This window comes from Pseudomonas putida (assembly GCF_028682475.1).
Taxonomy (GTDB): domain Bacteria; phylum Pseudomonadota; class Gammaproteobacteria; order Pseudomonadales; family Pseudomonadaceae; genus Aquipseudomonas; species Aquipseudomonas putida_AG.
Window position 1 is genome coordinate 103,117 of record NZ_JANHLE010000001.1, and the last position, 17,042, is coordinate 120,158.

Here is a 17,042-nt window from a genome sequence, read left to right on the forward strand (position 1 = left end):
GGACCCTTCGATGATCTTCGCCTCCAACGTGTTTTTGTTCCTCTACCTGCCGTTGTTCCTGGCCGTGTACTTCCTCGCCCGGCCGCAGTGGCGCTCGACCGTGATCGTTGCCGCCAGCTACATCTTCTATGCCTGGTGGCGCCCGGACTTCTTGCTGCTGTTCGTCGCCATCACCTACTGGAACTACTGGTTCGGCCTGCGCATCAAGGCGCGTCTGGATGCCGGCGACAAGCGCTGGGCCCTGCGCCTGCTGTGGATCGGTATCGTCGGCAACCTGTCGACCCTGGGCTACTTCAAATACGCCAACTTCGGCGCCGAAGTGCTCGCCGCCCTGCTCGCGCCGCTGGGTATCAACACCTGGAGCCTGGAGACCATCTTCCTGCCGCTGGGCATTTCCTTCTATGTGTTCCATGCCCTGAGCTACATCGTCGACATCTACCGCAAGGACGCGACGCCGACCAACAACTTCATCGACTTCGCCGCCTTCGTCGCGCTGTTCCCGCACCTGGTCGCCGGCCCGATCCTGCGTTACAGCCAGCTGGCGCCTCAGCTGCGCCAGCGCACTCACTCCCTGGAGCTGTTTTCCCTGGGTGTGTGTCGTTTCATGCTCGGCTTCATCATGAAGGTGCTGATCGCCGACCAGCTGGCGCCGATCAACGTGCTGTTCATCAGCGAAGGCACCCTGCAGCTCAGCGACGCCTGGTTCGGCCTGGTGGTCTCGACCCTGCAGCTGTACTTCGACTTCGCCGGTTACAGCCATATGGCCCTGGGCCTGGCGCTGATGATGGGCTTCCGCTTTCCGGAAAACTTCAACCAGCCCTACGTCTCGCAGAGCATCACCGAGTTCTGGGCACGCTGGCACATGACCCTGGCGCATTTCCTGCGCGATTACGTGTACATGCCGCTGGTGCGCAAACGGGTGGCCGGGGCGCTGCCGGCGCTGGTCTACACCATGCTGCTGTCGGGGCTGTGGCACGGCGCCAGCTTCGCCTTCATTTTCTGGGGCCTGTTCTTTGGCCTGGGGATGGTCATCGAGCGCAAATACAACCTGGCGACCAAAATCACCACGCCTTACCACCTGGGCCGCAACCTGCGCACCTTCGTGCTGATCATCCTGAGCATGCCGCTGTTCTTCACCAACGACCTGCGCCACAGCCTGGACATCTACCAGGCGCTGTTCGGTTTCAACGGCCTGGGTTCGCTGGACCTGTATGTGCTTGGCGCCTCGAAGATGGCCATGTCGTTCGCCGCCGTCGCCCTATGCTGGCTGGTCCTGGCTGGCAGCAACAACGTGCGCTACTACGCCGGCAACAAGGAGCAGTACTTCATGCGTCATGTCGGCGGTCTCAAGGCCGTGCTGCTGTGGGCCGGTTTCGCCCTGGCGCTGAGCAGCCTGGCGGCGAACTCCTTCTCACCCTTTCTGTACTTCCAGTTCTAGGAGACGGCCATGTACCCGGTCATGAATTCGGCGAGCAAGGTCAACGGCATTCTCTTTGGCGTAGTGCTGGCAGGGATGTTCGTCTATTCCCTGCCGCCGGTGTTCAGCTTCGCGAAAAGCCAGAGCGATGCCTGGAACCTGTTCGTCGATGGCAAGTTGCTGCGCAAGTTCGAGCAGGTCTACGACAAGCGCTTCTTCCTGCGCGAACCCTCGGTTGAACTGTGGGCCAACGCCCAGTACCGCTTGTTCGATGAAGGCACCAAAGGCGTGGTGCTGGGCAAGGACGGCTGGCTTTACACCAACCAGGAATACCGCGTACCGAACAACCTGCAAGCCAACCTCGAGGGCCAGCTGGCGCAGATCGCCGAGGTCGAACAAAAGCTCAAGGCACACAACAAACGCCTGGTCCTGCTGCCGCTGCCGATGAAAGTGGATGTCTATGGCACATATGCCGAACGCGCTGTCGACCCACGGGCGATCAGCCTGTACGACCGCTTCGTTGCCGGCCTGCAGGCGCAGAAAACCGAGGTCACGCCGGTGCGTTCGGCCTTCCTCTACAACAGCGCCGGCCCCGCGCTGTTTCTCAAATCCGACACCCACTGGAGCCCGGAAGGCGCACGCCTGACCGCCTATGAACTGGCACGCCAGCGCCCGGACCTGGTCGGTGATGAACGCTATGTGTCGCACAAGGTTGCCGAGAAAACCGTCAAGGGCGACCTGATGAACTACATCCAGTTCAACCACGCCCAGTTGGCCCCGCAGTATGGCCCCAGCCAGATCGCCCTGTACGAAACCCTCAAGGCCGAACAGAACACTGACGCGCTGTTCGCCGACGAGCAGCAGAGCCTGCTGCTGGTCGGCACCAGCTACAGCAAGATCGACGACTGGAACTTCACCGGTTTTCTCAAAGAAGCACTCAACCGCGACCTGCTCAGTGTCGCGGTGGAAGCTCGCGGCCCATTCGAAGCGATGAACCAGTTCCTCGCCAGTGACGACCTCAAGAACCCGCAGATCGATACGGTGATCTGGGAGTTCCCGCTGCGCACCCTGCTCGCCCACCGCTTGGGCTCCCTGAGCCGTCCCGGCCAGACCCAGCATTTCTGACATTTTCAAGGAGATCACCATGAATCGTTCGCTCAAGTGCCTGCTCACCGCCAGTACCCTGCTGCTGGTCAGCACCCAGGGTATTGCCGCCGAAGGCAATGCCGACCTGTACGACGCCGTGGCCCCGGCCGACTCCGCCTTTGTGCGGGTGCTCAACCTGTCAGACAGCAACATCGACGTGACTTTGAGTGGCAAGGTCAACCCGCAGCGGGTCGCCGCCGGCCAGCTCAGCGGCTACCGTTTCACCCCGGCCGGTAGCCACAAGATCGCCGTCGGCGCCAAGGCTATCGAACCGCAGCTCAAGGCCAATGCCGCGAGCACCGTGGTCTATGACGGCAACAGCCTGACGCTGATCGCCGACAAGTACGTCAACGAGCCGAAAAAAGCGCAGATCGCTTTCTACAACCTGACCCCGGCCAAGGCTTCACTGAAAACCGTTGATGGCAAGAGCGTGGTGGTCGATACCCTGGGCAAAGACCAGACCGGCAGCCGCATGGTCAACGAAATCAAGATCGGTTTCGCCGCTTTCGACGATCAACAGAAAATCGCCCAGTTCGACGAACTGTTCCTCAAGAAAGGCCGCTCCTACAGCTACGTGCTGCTGCCTCAGGGCGCCGGCTATCGCAGCATGAGCCTGGCCAACAGCATCGACCCGAGCGAGTGAGCGGCGCCATGAAAAGCCTTTTCGCCCTTGGCCTGGCCGTTGCCGGCGCGCTGTTCAGCGCGCACGGCACTGCAGCCGACACCACCCAGACCACCTGCAAGGGCCTGGAATGCCTGATGTGCCCGGGCCTGAGCAATCCCCAGCATTACGCCGAAGGCCGCATGAAGCTGATGCGCGAAATCGTTCCGGGCAAGGATCGCTGGCTGTTTCGCTCGGCCGTCGACCTGACCAACGACTTCGGCATTCCGGCGCCCATGCGCCCGGAGTTCGCGCGCCTGATGGACACCTTCCATCGTCAGGGTATCCAGGTGGCCATGGCCATCCAGCCGACCCGCGGCCTGATGCACCGCGACAAGCTGTACGCCGACAAACTGCATGGCTTCGACTTCGCCCGCGCCAGCGGCAACCTGAGCAGCTACCTGCAGCAACTGCGCAACGGTGGCGCCATCGTCGCACCGATGATGCAGCTGGTGCAGAACCCGCCCGAGGGCGAGTTCTTCTTTCGCCGCGATCACCACTGGACGCCGAGCGGTGCCGAGGCCACCGCCCGCCTGGTGGCCGAGGAAGTGCGCCGCCAACCGTTCTATGCCTCCCTGGACAAGAAGCAGTACCGCACCGAGCCCGGGGTGATGGTGCCCAAGGACGGCACCCTGAACCTGGCCCTGAGTTACATCTGTGGCAACAACTACGGCTTTCAGTACGTGCGCGGCTACCAGACCATCCCGCAGGACCAGGGCGCCGAGGCCTTGTTCGACGACGCACCGGACCCGCAGGTGATTCTGGTCGGCGACAGTAACGCCGCCGCCCGCGAAGACGAGAGCAAGCAGTTCAACTTCGACGGCTACCTCAAGCAGTACCTTGACGTCGACATCCTCAACTACGCCCTGCCCGGCGTCGGCCAGGACGGTTCTCTGCTCGAATACCTGCTGTCGGAAAACTACAAGCCCAAGGCGCCACCCAAGCTGATCATCTGGGAGCTGCCGGCCAACTACCAGCTGGAATCCGAGCTGATGTACCGCCAGTTGATACCGGCGATCAAAGGCGGCTGCCCGGTGTCCACCGAGGTCATGGCCAACCGCTTGCAGCGTCCGGCGCTGAAGGTCAACGAACGCATCGAGCTGCTCAGTAACGCAGGCGAAGCGCGCAAGACGGTGAACGGTGGTTTTCTCGATATCCGTATCGGCGACAAGAACGTCAAGGATTTCTACGTGATCGTCTATTACGACAACGGTGCGCGCGACAAGGTCTGGTTCCGCCGCGAGGCGGTGGTGACGGGTGGCCAGTACTACCTGGAACTGAGCCGTGCCAAGGAATTTGCCGGGGCCAATCTGCTCTCGGTGTTCATGGAGCCGACCAAACCCGGCAGCGCCGCCACCCAGGTGGAAACCCGACTATGCCTGTGAAAACCTGGAGTGCACTGGCGCTGGGCCTGTGCGCCAGCCTGCAACTGGGCCACAGCCTGGCCGCCAGTTCGATCTGGCCGCCACGGGCCACCGCGCAGTCGGCGATGATCGCCGACTACCGCACCCTGCACTGCAGCAAGGAGCCACCAGCGCCCTACACCGGCAGCTTGCAGATACAGAGCAAGTACGACCAGCGCGATGCCAGCAAATCGACCCTGCGCAGCCGTCCCGATGCCAACAGCGAAAAGATCGGCAAGCAGGTCAAGCAGTTCATCGGCGGCCTGATCTATGCCAGCAAGCGCTTTCAGCGGGCGAAAACGCCGCAGCAGGCGAACATGGCCCTGGCCTGCCAGGACCAATGGCTGCAGCACTGGGCCGAAGCCCGGGCGCTGCTCAACCCGGACGCCAGCAGCACCGGTATGGCCGCACGCAAGTGGGCGGTCGCCGCCATGGCCTCGACCTTGTTGATGACCCAGGCGGCCAGCGACGGCAAGCTGCAACTGTCGGCGCAACAACGCGAGTGGTTCACGCAGTTGGGCGAACGGATCATTGCCGAATACCAGCCGCGCAGGGCCCAGGGTTTTGCCTGGTTCAACAACCATGACTACTGGGCGGCCTGGGCGGTGGCGGCGACCGGCATGCTGATCGAGCGTGACGACTTCATCCAGTGGGCCGACGGCAACCTGCGCCTTGGCCTGCAACAGGCGGTCAAAGCCAGCGACGGCAGCTATGCCTACCTGCCGCTGGAAGTCGCCCGCGGCAAGCTGGCCGCCACTTATAGCCAGTACGCGCTGGTGCCACTGGTGTTGCTGGCCGAGTCGGCGCGGGTCAATGGACTGCCCTGGAGCGCGCAAGACCAGCAGACCTTGGAACTGCTGGGTAATTTCGCCGCACGCAGCATCCTCGATGCCGACGACCTGCCCGAACTCAAGGGCCAATCGCAGATCGCCGTGGCGCCTTACAAGCTGGCCTGGCTGATCCCCTTCCTGCAGCGCGCGCCAGAGCATCGCCTGGCGCGCCAGCTGTACGACAGCGAAGACGGCGACGTCGACAACTACAGCCAGATTGGCGGCCCGCTCAAGCCGCTGTACCCCAAACTGCCGTAACCCAAGGACGAATCGCCATGGCCATGCGCCCGCTTTCCCTTTGCTGCCTTGCCGTCCTGCTCTGCGCAGGCACGGCCCAGGCCGCCAGCCAAAGCCTGCCGATGCAGCAGTCGCTGAACGAGATCAGCAACACCGAACATCAGGCACAGTTGCAGCAGCTGCAACAACAGGTTGCCCAGGCCGTGCAGCTACAGGTCAAGGAACGCCCGCGCCCGGCCGGGCGTGCCAGTGTCAGCCTGCAACCGATGTTTTCCTCGCAGACCGGCAGCTGGCCGTTCGAGCCGTTCGTCAATAACGGTCTGTTCCGCGCCATTGCCGGTTACCAGGCGCATCACCCGCAAGCGGTATTGATACGTGGCGGCAGCATCACCCTGGGGCAATTGCATACTGCCCTGAACAACCCGCGGATCCTCAAGCCCTACAAGGACGGCTACCTGCTCAGCTACCCGCTGATGATCGGCAGTGATGGCGGCCTGGTGCTGGAAGGCACCAGCCTGTACCTGTACAGCTACTCGGGCACGGCACTGATCAACCAGGGTTGGCTGGGCCTGAACCAGTCACGCCTGGCCAGTGTCGCCGGTGACAAACCGGGCAGCACCGAGCGCGCCTGGCGCCCCTTCGTGGTGGCCTGGGCCGGCAGCCACACCCAGGTGACCGGCTCGACGTTGGAGCGCCTGGGCTACAACGCCAACCTGTCCCGTGGCCTGACCACCGCCTTGAGCAGCCAGCAGGCGCCGGGCACGGCCCAGGCTACGTTGCTCGTGCGCAACAGCCGGTTCAACGAGCTGTCCAGCGCCGTCGAGTTGCAACACACACAAGCACAGATCAACGACAGCCGTTTCGAGCAGTCCCAGCAGTACGCCATCGACGTGCGCGACAGCCAGGTCAGCCTGGTTAACAATCAGCTGCGCGGCATCGACAACAACAGTGGTATCCGCCTGCGCGGGCAGACCGTGGCACGGATCGAGCGCAACCTGATCCTTGGTGCGCACAAGGCCGCCATCGAGATCAACGAGCAGCGCGGCGCCCTGCTGCTCAGCGCCAACCTGATCGGTGACAGCCGCGGCAACGGCCTGCAACTGCGCAATCTGGCCCCTACAGCGCAAGCCCCCCTGCTGATCGAGGACAACCTGATCGGCAACAGCCAGGGCAGCGCCGTAGACGCCAGCGAGGTAAGCGGCGCAATGCTGGTCAATAACCGCATCGGCAACACCCCGGAATATGCCATCAGCCTGCGCAACGCCGCGCCATTGGCGGGTCCACTGACCCTCAGTGGCAACACCCTGGGCAAGGCAGGCAAGGCGCTGGTGCGGGTCGAAGGACTGCAGCAGGTGGTGCTCGGGCACAATCGTTTCGAGGGCAAGCCGCTGCTGCAGAACCTGTTGATCGGCGACCTGCTGGATGTTCAGGGGCCGCTGCTTGATGCGACCCAGCGCCAGGACCGCGTGGTGCGCGTCAACCGCAGTGCAGGTCTATAGCTCGCTGCATGCGCACGAAGCATTCATCCTCCCCCACTGCTGCAAAGCCCTGGCGCCGGTACAACGCCTGCGCCGGGTTGCTTTTGAACACGGTCAGACGCATCAACGGTAAACGCCGCTCCGCCGCCCAGCCGGCCAGTTGTTCCAATACCTGAGTACCGATGCCCCGCCCACGGGCATTCTCGAGCAGATGCAACTCGCGGATGTACAGGGCCTGGCGGTCCTGGCTGAGGCTGCAGAAGCCCACTACTGCGTCGTTTTCGACGATCAACCATTGCTCACGCCAGCCCCAGGCCTGATCGAAGGCTTCTTCAATCCACAGCAGGTCGAACTCGTGGTAGTAACGCAGCATGGCGCGGCGGGTCAGGTCGCGGGCGAAGGCGCAGTGCTGGTCGGTGGCGGGGATAAGGTGCAAGGGTAAGATCCTTGAATTAACAGTTCACTGCGGCGCAGGGAGAGGGTTACGGTGGGAGCGGGCTTGCCCCGCGATGGCGGTCGATCAGTCAACCCACATCGCGGGGCAAGCCCGCTCCCACCACAAGCCGCCTAAAGGGGCTTGATCTCCCCGGCATAACACACCGGCGAACTCATCGGCCCCTGCCGGTCCAGCTCGTCTTCCAGCCACTGGGCCAGCACCAGGGCATTGTTGTGTTCAGTGTCTTTGCCCGCATAGAGCAGGGTCAGGTCGCCCTTGCCGGCCACGCCCAGCAATGACCACCAATGCTCGGGCCGCGCCGTCAGCTCCTGACGATAGCGCTCGGCAAAGCCGGCAAAATCCACTTCGCCTTTATGAAAGGCCTGACGCAATGCTGTCGACGGCGCAACTTCAGGCAACCATAGCGCCTGCAACTGCTGCTTGCGCTTGTTGCGCGGCCACAAGCGGTCGACCAGCACACGCTGGCCGTCGTCGGCCGCCACGGGATCATAAACGCGCTTGCAGCGAATCATCGGCATCTCTGCATTATTTTGTATCAGCCTAGACGTTTCATTGATCAGGATCAGGTCCGTTTCGCTCAGATTTTTTAAGCTTGCCGCCTGAGGTAACCACCCCGGAGTCATCATGACTACCCCGACGCTGGCCAGCAGTCCATCGCTTGCCACAACCGATCCACGACCACAGCTCAACCACAAGCCCGGTCGCGGCACCCTGATCCTGTTCTTCGGCCTGTTGCTGGCCGGCTTGCTTTACACGGCCTGGAGCCTGGCGCACGACATCGATGCCAGCGGCACGGTAGTCACCACCTGGACCCCCTTCCTGTTGCTTGGGGTGGCGCTGGTGATCGCCCTGGGCTTCGAGTTCGTCAATGGCTTTCACGACACCGCCAACGCCGTGGCCACGGTGATCTACACCCATTCCCTGCCCGCCTCGGTGGCGGTGGTGTGGTCCGGCTTTTTCAACTTCCTTGGCGTGCTGCTGTCCAGTGGCGCCGTGGCCTTCGGCATCATCGCCCTGCTACCGGTTGAGCTGATCCTCAAGGTCGGCTCCTCGGCCGGTTTTGCCATGGTCTTCGCCCTGTTGCTGTCGGCGATCATCTGGAACCTCGGCACCTGGTGGCTGGGCCTTCCGGCCTCCTCCTCACACACCTTGATCGGTTCGATCATCGGTGTCGGCGTGGCCAATGCACTGATGCATGGCCGCGATGGCAGCAGCGGCGTGGACTGGGCCCAGGCCAGCAAGGTGGGCTATTCGCTGCTGTTGTCACCGCTGGTCGGCTTTGCCTGTGCAGCGCTGTTGTTGCTGGTGCTGCGCCATCTGGTCAAACGCCGCGATTTGTATCAGGCCCCGGTCGGCAACACGCCGCCGCCCTGGTGGATTCGCGGTTTGCTGATCCTGACCTGCACCGGCGTGTCCTTTGCCCACGGCTCCAACGACGGCCAGAAAGGCATGGGCCTGATCATGCTGATTCTGGTCGGTACCCTGCCGATGGCCTACGCCCTGAACCGGACCATGCCCGCCGAGCAATCCCTGCAGTTTGCCGCAGTGGCCGAGGCTACCCAGCAGTCGCTACAGCGCGGCGCCCCGCAATTGTTGAGCGCCGATCCGAGGAAGACCCTGACCGAATTCATCCGCCAACCGGCAGCCAGTCCTGAACTGGTTCCAGCCCTCGCCGCCCTGACCGGCGCCATCGGCCGCGAAGTCGAAGGCTATGGCTCGCTGAACCGTGTGCCGGCCGAGGCCATGGCCAACGTGCGTAACGACATGTACCTGACCAGCGAATCCATTCGCCTGATCGACAAGCATCAACTGGTCAGCTTCGACAGCGATACCCAGGCCAACCTGCAACTGTTCAAGCGCCAGCTGGACGATGCCACCCGCTACATCCCCCTGTGGGTGAAGATTTCCGTGGCCATCGCCCTGGGTCTGGGCACCATGGTCGGCTGGCGGCGGATCGTGGTCACCGTCGGTGAAAAGATCGGCAAAACCCACCTGACCTACGCTCAAGGGGCCTCTGCGGAGCTGGTGGCAATGTGCACCATTGGCGCTGCGGACATGTACGGCCTGCCGGTATCGACAACCCATGTGCTGTCTTCCGGGGTGGCCGGGACTATGGTTGCCAATGGCTCGGGCCTGCAAATGCGCACCATCTTCAACCTGCTGATGGCCTGGGTGCTGACGTTGCCAGCGGCGATTATGCTGGCAGGCGGCTTGTACTGGTTGTTGCGGCACGTCTTCTAACGGCTACGGGCCGATACGTGCTGGAGCGGCCCGCATCAAGACTGCACAAACGCATTCCTGCGAATAAGGCGTCAAAGCACCGGTTCACTGAGCGGGGAGCGCTGCAATATCATCCTTTATCTCCTTGAGAGCACCCACGATCGGGGCCGGTTTGGCAGCGTAAATCGCTGCGGCCAATAGCAACAGGTCGGCTACCAGATCGATAAAAACGGTGATGTTCTGCACGGTTTTGATGGTCTTTTTTGCGGCATTGATGGTTGCGGTCACCGCCGCCTGGCTCTGCGACAGATCGGCGACCACGCAATTGATTGCGTCGATGTAAAGGCTGTTGCATTGCTGTCGCAACAACACCTCGTCATTGAAGATCAGCTGTGCCTCGCGCTGCTCAATTTCCTCGTCAATAATGGCTTTCATCAGCCGTTCATGGATGGCATCCGCCGTCTTACGCAACACCTCGGCGATCTGTTCGATTTCTTCTTTGGTTTGCAGTGCCATGTGCGTGCTCCTGGCCGATCAAGACTCAAGGCCGTCGAGTTGTTTGCGAACCGCTTTGATTTCTTTGGTCATTGCATCGATCGCCACACGCACTTCCTTGGCCGACAGGTGATCAGCATCCTCCCGCAGTCGCGCATGCCCGGCCTTGATCCGGTCCAGCGCTTGCTGCGCGGCGGCATACTCGCCGTCAACGTTTTCATATTCCTGCCGTTTGGCAATCATGGCTTCGGTGCCCAGACTGGCAACCAGCCACATGTTTTGCCGTTGGTAGAACGGGATCTCTGACTCGTAGCGGCCAATCACCGTGCTCTTCTCATTGGCACTGGTGGCTTGCGCATAACGCAGCACATCCTTCATTGCGCTTAGTAGCACCTGCAGGTCGCTGTCTGCAGCAGTAACCATATCCCGCACTGCTGCCTGCTGAGCAGCCGCTGTCAGGCCTTTGGCAATTGTCTTGGCCAGGGACGAATAGGCCGCCACCTGTTGCTCGTTGATCCCGAGTTCAGGATGTTTACCGAGACTCTGCGCCAAGCCATCGAGCGATTTGGACACATCGAACGACTCATCACCCGCCAGGCGGGCCAGGGTCTGCATGTAACTGGCAACCCCATAGTTCAAACGACGCACATCGGTCAGCTGCTTTTGCCGACGTGCGTCATTGTCGCTTGCCAGAGCCTTCTGGGCGGGGGTGGTCAGAAACGGAGCTTCACGCGCAAAGGTGCTTTGATAGTGATCAATCAGTGTTGTGTCGCTGGCAAATTTTGCTGACTCGTTAGCGAACTCCTGGACTTCCTCGAGGTTGCTGCAACCAACCAACGCCAAGGTAATCAGCACAAAACCGCAGTTACGCGTGAATGAGGCCATGGGGGTAGTCCTTGCTCGGGCAAGCGGCGATTAATCGAACACCATTGCCGACCACATTGCTGGCACCTTGATGTTAGCCCAGGCACAGGATTCCAGCTAACCGCCAGCGCAGCGCGCAGGCACCGCCAGGTCTGCTTAACGGCGTCGAAACAATGGCCGCGGCTCGATCACCGAGCGCCCATACAGCACACTCATCCCCGCCAGGCCCTTGAGTGCGTCCTCTGCGCTCTTGTCCTCACGCACGGCAAAGCTGTCGAAACCGCACTGGCGCATATGGCTCAGTTGATCGCGCAGTACATCGCCGATGGCGCGCAATTCGCCGTGCCAGCCCAACCGGGTGCGTAACAGGTAGGCCTGGCTGTAGCCACGCCCATCGCGAAAACTGGGAAAATCGATCGCGATCAGTGGCAATTGCGCCAACCAGGGCTGCAACGGCTCTACCTCGTCATCCGGCCCCAACCACAGGCCATCACCACCGCCAGGGTGCGACGCCTGACGCGCCAGCCAGCGATCGAGCGGCAAAATCAGCAAACCTTCAGGCAGCGCCGCTTCACTGTCGCGCACCAGCTGCCAGCCATCCTCGGCAAGCAGCTGCGGTTCGCCGTTGCGCAGGGCAATCACATTACGCATATCAGCTCCTCGGGGCGTTTGGCATAGACCCGCTCTTTGAAGGGCTCCAGACCAACCCGGCGCACGGTGTCGACAAAGGGCTCGTCCAGCTCGCGATAGGCGCAGTAGGTGGCAATGATCTGCTCGATGACCCGCGGGATTTCGTCGGCACTGAACGATGGGCCGATCACCTTGCCCAAGGTGCTGTGCTTGCCCTGAGCGCCGCCGAGCGTCACCTGGTACCACTCGCTGCCGTTCTTGTCGACGCCAAGGATGCCGATGTTGCCAATGTGGTGGTGACCGCAGGCATTGATGCAACCGGAAATGTTCAGGCTCAGCTCACCCAGGTCGTGCAGGTAGTCCAGGTCCTCGAAGCAGCGCTGGATCGACTGGGCAATGGGAATCGACTTGGCGTTGGCCAGGGCACAGAAATCGCCGCCGGGACAGGCGATGATGTCGGTGAGCATGCCGATATTGGCGGTCCCCAGGTCGCGCTCGCAAGCCAGACGCCAGAGTGCGTGCAAGTCCTGCTTGCGTACGTCCGGGAGGATCAGGTTCTGTTCATGGGCGATACGGATTTCACCGAAGCCGAACTGCTCGGACCAGTCTGCCACCGCCTCCATCTGCGCCGCGGTCAGGTCGCCCGGTGGCGACGACACGCCAGGCTTGGTCGACAGCACCACACTGGCATAGCCCGGCACCTTGTGCGGTTTCACGCAGCAGGCCACCCAGCGCGCAAACCCGTGGTCCTGCGCCAGGTGGGTTTCGAACTCAAGCTCGCTGTCGACCACGCTGGCATAGGCCGGCGGTTCGAAGGCGGCGGCCACGCGCTGGAACTCATCGAGCGTGAGCTGCGCCGGACCGTCCTTGATGTGTTGCCACTCCTGCTCCACTTCGCGGGAGAACGCCTCGATCCCCAGCGCCTTGACCAGGATCTTGATCCGCGCCTTGTACTTGTTGTCGCGCCGACCGTGGCGGTTGTAGACCCGCAGGATCGCTTCGACATACGACAACAGATGCTGCCACGGCAGGCCCTCGCGGATCTGCAGACCGAGAATCGGCGTCCGCCCCAGACCACCGCCGACCATGACCCGCAAGCACATCTGGCCCTGGCCGTCGCGGTACAGGTACAGGCCGATGTCATGCATCATGATCGCCGCGCGGTCTTCAACGGCCGAGCAGATGGCGATCTTGAACTTGCGCGGCAAGAACAGGAATTCCGGGTTGATGGTCGACCACTGGCGCAGGATTTCGGCGAGCGGCCGTGGGTCGAGCAACTCATCGGCAGCGACGCCGGCGAAGGCTTCGGTGGTGATGTTGCGCACACAGTTGCCGGAGGTCTGGATGGCATGCATCTCGACCTCGGCCAGGTGCTGAAGGATGTCGGGCACCTGCTCCAGCTCGATCCAGTTGAACTGAATGTTCTGACGGGTGGTGAAATGCCCGTAGCCACGGTCATAGTCGCGGGCGATGCGCGCCAGGGTGCGCATCTGGCGGGCACCGAGGGTGCCGTAAGGGATCGCCACACGCAGCATGTAGGCGTGCTTTTGCAGGTACAGGCCGTTTTGCAGGCGCAGCGGCAGGAACTCTTCTTCACTCAGTTCGCCAGCCATGAAACGCTGCACCTGATCGCGAAACTGCGCCACGCGCTCGAACACCAGCGCACGGTCATACTCGTCATACTGATACATGGTTCGGACCTCATCACGAAGGCCGTTACTATGGCGTTGAGGTGTACTGAGTTACAGATTCAGGTTTATTGGATTTATACGGATCAGTTGAGTGTCCGCCGGCTGATATCGCCCTGTTCAGCATCGACACTCGACCGGCGCGCGGCCATTAACCACTGAGGGTTACCCCATCGCAGTAATGTCCGGCCCGCAACGGGCCGCGCATACTCGGTTCCAGCTCAGGACAAGGAACCGCGATGAAGATCGAACTGATACAGATAGATGGCCGCGACGGCGATACCGCCTACAACCTGCAACGCACCCTGGAGGCGATTGCCGGCTGCAAGGCCGACACCGACTTGCTGGTGTTTCCGGAAACCCAGCTGATGGGTTTTGCCAGCACCGGGCAACTGCCGCGAGTTGCCGAACCGCTGCAGGGCCCTAGCCTGCAAGCGGTCCAGCAGGCGGTGCGCGAACACGATGTGGCGGTCGTGATCGGGATTGCCGAACAGGCCGACGGCGCTTACTACAACACCTCGGTGCTGATCACCCCCGAAGGCATCGCCCTGTCCTATCGCAAGACTCACCTGTGGCCGTCCGAGCGTGGGCTGTTCCAGCCCGGCGACCGCTACGCAACCGCGTACTGGAAAGGCCTGCGCATTGGTCTGCTGATCTGCTACGACATCGAGCTGCCGGAGAGCAGCCGCGCCCTGGGCCAGTTGGGCGTCGACCTGATCATTGTCAGCAACGGCAACATGGACCCCTACGGCCCGGTACACCGTACCGCGATCATGGCCCGCGCCCAGGAAAACCAGGCCTTTGCCCTGATGGTCAATCGCGTCGGCCCAGGTGATGGCGGGCTGGTGTTCGCCGGTGGCAGCGCGGTAGTCGATCCGTTCGGCCGCGTGAAGTTCGAGGCCGGTCGCGAACCTTGCCGCCAACAGATCGAACTGGACCTTGAGCAACTGCAACTCGCCCGCCGCGACTACGACTACCTCAAAGACCGCCGCCTGCTGCTACCGGGTACGCGAATCGAGCACCCCGACGGGCGCCGCGAGCTGTTGATCCCCTAACACTACCTGCCAACAACAAGAACCCTGGAGTGTCCCCATGAAGCCGATCCGCTGCTTACCCCTGGCCCTGACCGCGTTGCTGTGCGCGGCAGGCGTTCAGGCGGGAGAAACCGCCACACCCAGCGTGCACATCTACAACTGGTACGACTACATCGCGCCGAACACCACCAAGGAATTCCAGCAGGCCTCGGGCATCGCCCCGGTTTATGACGTGTTCGACAACAGCGACGTGATGCAAGGCAAGTTGATGGCCGGGCGCAGCGGCTATGACGTGGTGTTCGCCAGCGGCGACCTGCTGCCCAACCTGATCAAGGCCGGCGTGCTGGCCGAGCTGGATCGCAGCCAGTTGCCCAACTTCCCCCACCTCGATCCGCAGATGCTCGCCAAGCTGCAGAGCAACGATCCCGGCAATCGCTACGCCGCTCCGTATATGTGGGGCACCACCGGCATCGGTTACGACCAGGACAAGGTCAAAGCCTTGCTCGGTGAGCAGGCGCCTGTGGACTCCTGGGCATTGATCTTCGATGAAGCCAACCTGGCCAAACTGAGCGAATGCGGGGTGGCCATGCTCGATGCCCCCAACGAGATCATCCCCATCGCCCTGCACTACCTGGGCCTGCCCTACAACAGCAAGAACCCGGACGACTACCGCAAGGCCGAAGCGTTGCTGCTCAAGCTGCGCCCGCATATTCGCTACTTCGACTCCTCGCGGTTCATCTCCGATCTGGCCAACGGCAATGTCTGCGTGGTACTGGGGTGGTCTGGCGGGGTGTTCGAGGCCAAGCTCAGCGCCGAGAATGCCGGCAACGGCCGCCAGCTGCGCTACAGCATTCCCCGCGAAGGGGCGCCAATGTGGCTGGAGAACATGGTGCTGCTCAAGCAAGCGCCGAATCCGCAGCAAGGCCTGGCATTCATCAACTACATGCTCAGGCCCGAGGTCATCGCCGCCTCGACCAATTACCTGGGCTACCCGAATGCCAACAAGGATGCGACCGATCTGGTCGATACCAACATCCGCGACAACCCCACGGTATACCCGCCGCAAGCGGTGCTCGACACCCTGTTCCCGCTCGAGCCCTTGCCGCTCAAGCTCGAGCGGGTACGCACCCGGGTGTGGAGCCAGGTCAAGAGCGGCAGTTGATCAGCCTCAGTCTTCCAGTGGCTTGGGCGGTGGCAGCGGCTTGGCCGGCTTGGCCGGCTTGGCCGGTTTGGCGGGTTTTGCCGGTTTGCCATCTTTAGCCGGCGTGGTGGCGGCCTGCTTCTGCTCCGCCACGGTTGGCGCGACGATGGCTTTTTCTTCAGCCGGCAAGGCGTCTACCGCGTCGAAAATCGCCTTCGGTTCGACGGTACCGGTGTGTGCGATCCGATGCTGTACGCCATCCTTGCCCACCAGCACCACCGGCGTAACGACAGTGTCGGCGGCACTGAACCTGAACTGACGGATCAGCGCCATGGTGGTCTGCTGGTCGAGGTCCTTGCCTTCGCGTTTGCCCATCATCCCGGCAATGCTGTACAGCACCAGGTTGCGCTCCTGGAACGCCGCCTTGGTGGCCGGATCTTCCAGCGCCTTGTTCAGAGCGCGCAGGGTCGGGTCCGCAGTACTGGGCGCAATGACAATCAAGGGACGGGCCTTGTACAGATCCAGGTCCAGCGGTTGGGGATCACTGTTGTCGGCGAAGACGGGGCCGGCAACGATGGCCAGCAAGGTGGCAAAGGTCAGTGACCGTACGCGCATGCGCATCTCCTTCAAATTCCATGCATCAAAGACTACAGATCGCGACGAAAGATCCGAGGTGCGAGCCTAAACTACAGGACGAAATCCGTGGACAGCTCAAAGGTAACTTCCCATTTCCATGTAAGGCCTTGGGCGTGTCCAGAACAGGCTGACATCTGAATCTGAGGATAGCTGAAGGCTGTCAGCCACGCCTGCCCCTGCCGCTACTGAAGGACCGGACCATGAGCGTTGTCGATACCTTGCTGTTGTTGCTGATCCTGGCCACGGCCCTGGGTTGTGGCCTGATGGGAGGGCTGTTCTTCGCCTTCTCCAACTTCGTCATGAAAGCACTGGAACGTATCCCGGAGAACAGTGCCGTGACGGCCATGCAGTCAATCAATCAGGTGGTGCTCAACCGCTTGTTCCTGGCCTTGTTTCTTGGCACGGCGCTGACCTGCGTCGGTTTGCTGATCTGGGCTTACCAGCGCTGGCCACTACCCGGCAGTTTGTGCATGGCAATTGGTAGCGGCCTGTACCTGGTAGGCAATATCGTCGTGACGATGCTGTTCAACGTGCCGAAAAACCAGGCGCTGGCCCGCCTCGACCCGGCCAGCAGCGAGGCGGCAGCAGCGTGGCACCGTTATGTACCGAGCTGGAATCGCTGGAATCATGTGCGCACGGTCACCGCGATTGCTGCGGCGGCGTGGTTGATGCTGGCGTTGGGCTTGATTCGCGGCGGGTAGGAGC

Annotated in this window: 17 protein-coding genes; 10 read left to right on the forward strand and 7 right to left on the reverse strand. The window is 62.1% G+C overall.

Annotated elements, in window-relative coordinates; all coding sequences use genetic code 11:
• Positions 1–10 precede the first annotated feature (10 nt).
• From NPS47_RS00430 to NPS47_RS00455, 6 genes are read left to right on the forward strand one after another with little or no spacing between them, the layout of a single operon-like run.
• On the forward strand, positions 11–1,438 hold the full coding sequence (locus tag NPS47_RS00430) for an MBOAT family O-acyltransferase (RefSeq protein ID WP_038612292.1): 1,428 nt from the start codon (positions 11–13) through the stop codon (positions 1,436–1,438).
• Between the two features lie 9 nt (positions 1,439–1,447).
• Positions 1,448–2,542, forward strand: coding sequence for an alginate O-acetyltransferase (locus tag NPS47_RS00435; RefSeq protein WP_274293168.1), 1,095 nt, complete (start codon positions 1,448–1,450; stop codon positions 2,540–2,542).
• Between the two features lie 19 nt (positions 2,543–2,561).
• A complete protein-coding gene (locus NPS47_RS00440) occupies positions 2,562–3,206 on the forward strand; it encodes an alginate O-acetyltransferase AlgF (protein WP_274293169.1) in 645 nt (214 codons plus the stop codon).
• An 8-nt stretch (positions 3,207–3,214) separates the two neighbouring features.
• Positions 3,215–4,609: an alginate O-acetyltransferase AlgX-related protein gene (locus NPS47_RS00445; RefSeq protein WP_274293170.1), complete on the forward strand. Its 1,395-nt coding sequence runs from the start codon at positions 3,215–3,217 to the stop codon at positions 4,607–4,609.
• Positions 4,600–5,715 carry a polysaccharide lyase gene (locus NPS47_RS00450; protein WP_274293171.1) on the forward strand — a complete coding sequence of 372 codons (1,116 nt, stop codon included), beginning with the start codon at positions 4,600–4,602 and terminating at the stop codon, positions 5,713–5,715. The genes NPS47_RS00445 and NPS47_RS00450 overlap by 10 nt, the downstream gene beginning before the upstream one ends.
• Positions 5,716–5,732: 17 nt before the next feature.
• Positions 5,733–7,193 (forward strand): right-handed parallel beta-helix repeat-containing protein, encoded by a 1,461-nt coding sequence (locus NPS47_RS00455; protein ID WP_425313466.1) that lies wholly within the window; start codon positions 5,733–5,735, stop codon positions 7,191–7,193.
• Here the strand turns inward: NPS47_RS00455 and NPS47_RS00460 are convergent.
• Positions 7,171–7,617, reverse strand: a complete 447-nt coding sequence (locus NPS47_RS00460) for a GNAT family N-acetyltransferase (protein WP_274293461.1) — start codon at positions 7,615–7,617, stop codon at positions 7,171–7,173. The genes NPS47_RS00455 and NPS47_RS00460 overlap by 23 nt on opposite strands.
• Before the next feature lie 122 nt (positions 7,618–7,739).
• Complete coding sequence (locus tag NPS47_RS00465) at positions 7,740–8,141, reverse strand: DUF488 domain-containing protein (protein WP_274293172.1); 402 nt, start codon at positions 8,139–8,141, stop codon at positions 7,740–7,742.
• A 112-nt stretch (positions 8,142–8,253) separates the two neighbouring features.
• Between NPS47_RS00465 and NPS47_RS00470 the strand changes: the two genes are divergently transcribed.
• On the forward strand, positions 8,254–9,870 hold the full coding sequence (locus NPS47_RS00470) for an inorganic phosphate transporter (protein WP_274293173.1): 1,617 nt from the start codon (positions 8,254–8,256) through the stop codon (positions 9,868–9,870).
• 84 nt (positions 9,871–9,954) lie between these two features.
• On the opposite strand, the gene NPS47_RS00475 is transcribed toward NPS47_RS00470, so the two are convergent.
• From NPS47_RS00475 to NPS47_RS00490, 4 genes are all read right to left on the reverse strand, one after another.
• Positions 9,955–10,365, reverse strand: a complete 411-nt coding sequence (locus NPS47_RS00475; protein WP_274293174.1) for a hypothetical protein — start codon at positions 10,363–10,365, stop codon at positions 9,955–9,957.
• Between the two features lie 18 nt (positions 10,366–10,383).
• On the reverse strand, positions 10,384–11,229 hold the full coding sequence (locus NPS47_RS00480; protein ID WP_274293175.1) for a hypothetical protein: 846 nt from the start codon (positions 11,227–11,229) through the stop codon (positions 10,384–10,386).
• Between the two features lie 135 nt (positions 11,230–11,364).
• Positions 11,365–11,859, reverse strand: coding sequence for a DUF934 domain-containing protein (locus NPS47_RS00485; protein WP_274293176.1), 495 nt, complete (start codon positions 11,857–11,859; stop codon positions 11,365–11,367).
• Positions 11,847–13,529 (reverse strand): nitrite/sulfite reductase, encoded by a 1,683-nt coding sequence (locus NPS47_RS00490; RefSeq protein ID WP_274293177.1) that lies wholly within the window; start codon positions 13,527–13,529, stop codon positions 11,847–11,849. The genes NPS47_RS00485 and NPS47_RS00490 overlap by 13 nt, the downstream gene beginning before the upstream one ends.
• A 236-nt stretch (positions 13,530–13,765) precedes the next feature.
• On the opposite strand from NPS47_RS00490, the gene NPS47_RS00495 reads away from it, so the two are divergent.
• Together NPS47_RS00495 and NPS47_RS00500 are read left to right on the forward strand one after the other, a co-directional pair.
• Entirely contained in the window at positions 13,766–14,581 is an 816-nt protein-coding gene (locus tag NPS47_RS00495) for a carbon-nitrogen hydrolase family protein (protein ID WP_274293178.1), read from the forward strand.
• A 37-nt stretch (positions 14,582–14,618) separates the two neighbouring features.
• On the forward strand, positions 14,619–15,722 hold the full coding sequence (locus tag NPS47_RS00500) for a polyamine ABC transporter substrate-binding protein (protein ID WP_274293179.1): 1,104 nt from the start codon (positions 14,619–14,621) through the stop codon (positions 15,720–15,722).
• A gap of 6 nt (positions 15,723–15,728) precedes the next feature.
• Here the strand turns inward: NPS47_RS00500 and NPS47_RS00505 are convergent, their stop codons facing one another.
• On the reverse strand, positions 15,729–16,316 hold the full coding sequence (locus NPS47_RS00505) for a DUF4174 domain-containing protein (protein ID WP_274293180.1): 588 nt from the start codon (positions 16,314–16,316) through the stop codon (positions 15,729–15,731).
• Between the two features lie 221 nt (positions 16,317–16,537).
• Here NPS47_RS00505 and NPS47_RS00510 point away from each other — a divergent pair, with 221 nt between their 5' ends.
• Positions 16,538–17,038 carry a DUF1772 domain-containing protein gene (locus NPS47_RS00510; protein WP_274293181.1) on the forward strand — a complete coding sequence of 167 codons (501 nt, stop codon included), beginning with the start codon at positions 16,538–16,540 and terminating at the stop codon, positions 17,036–17,038.
• Positions 17,039–17,042 lie beyond the last annotated feature (4 nt).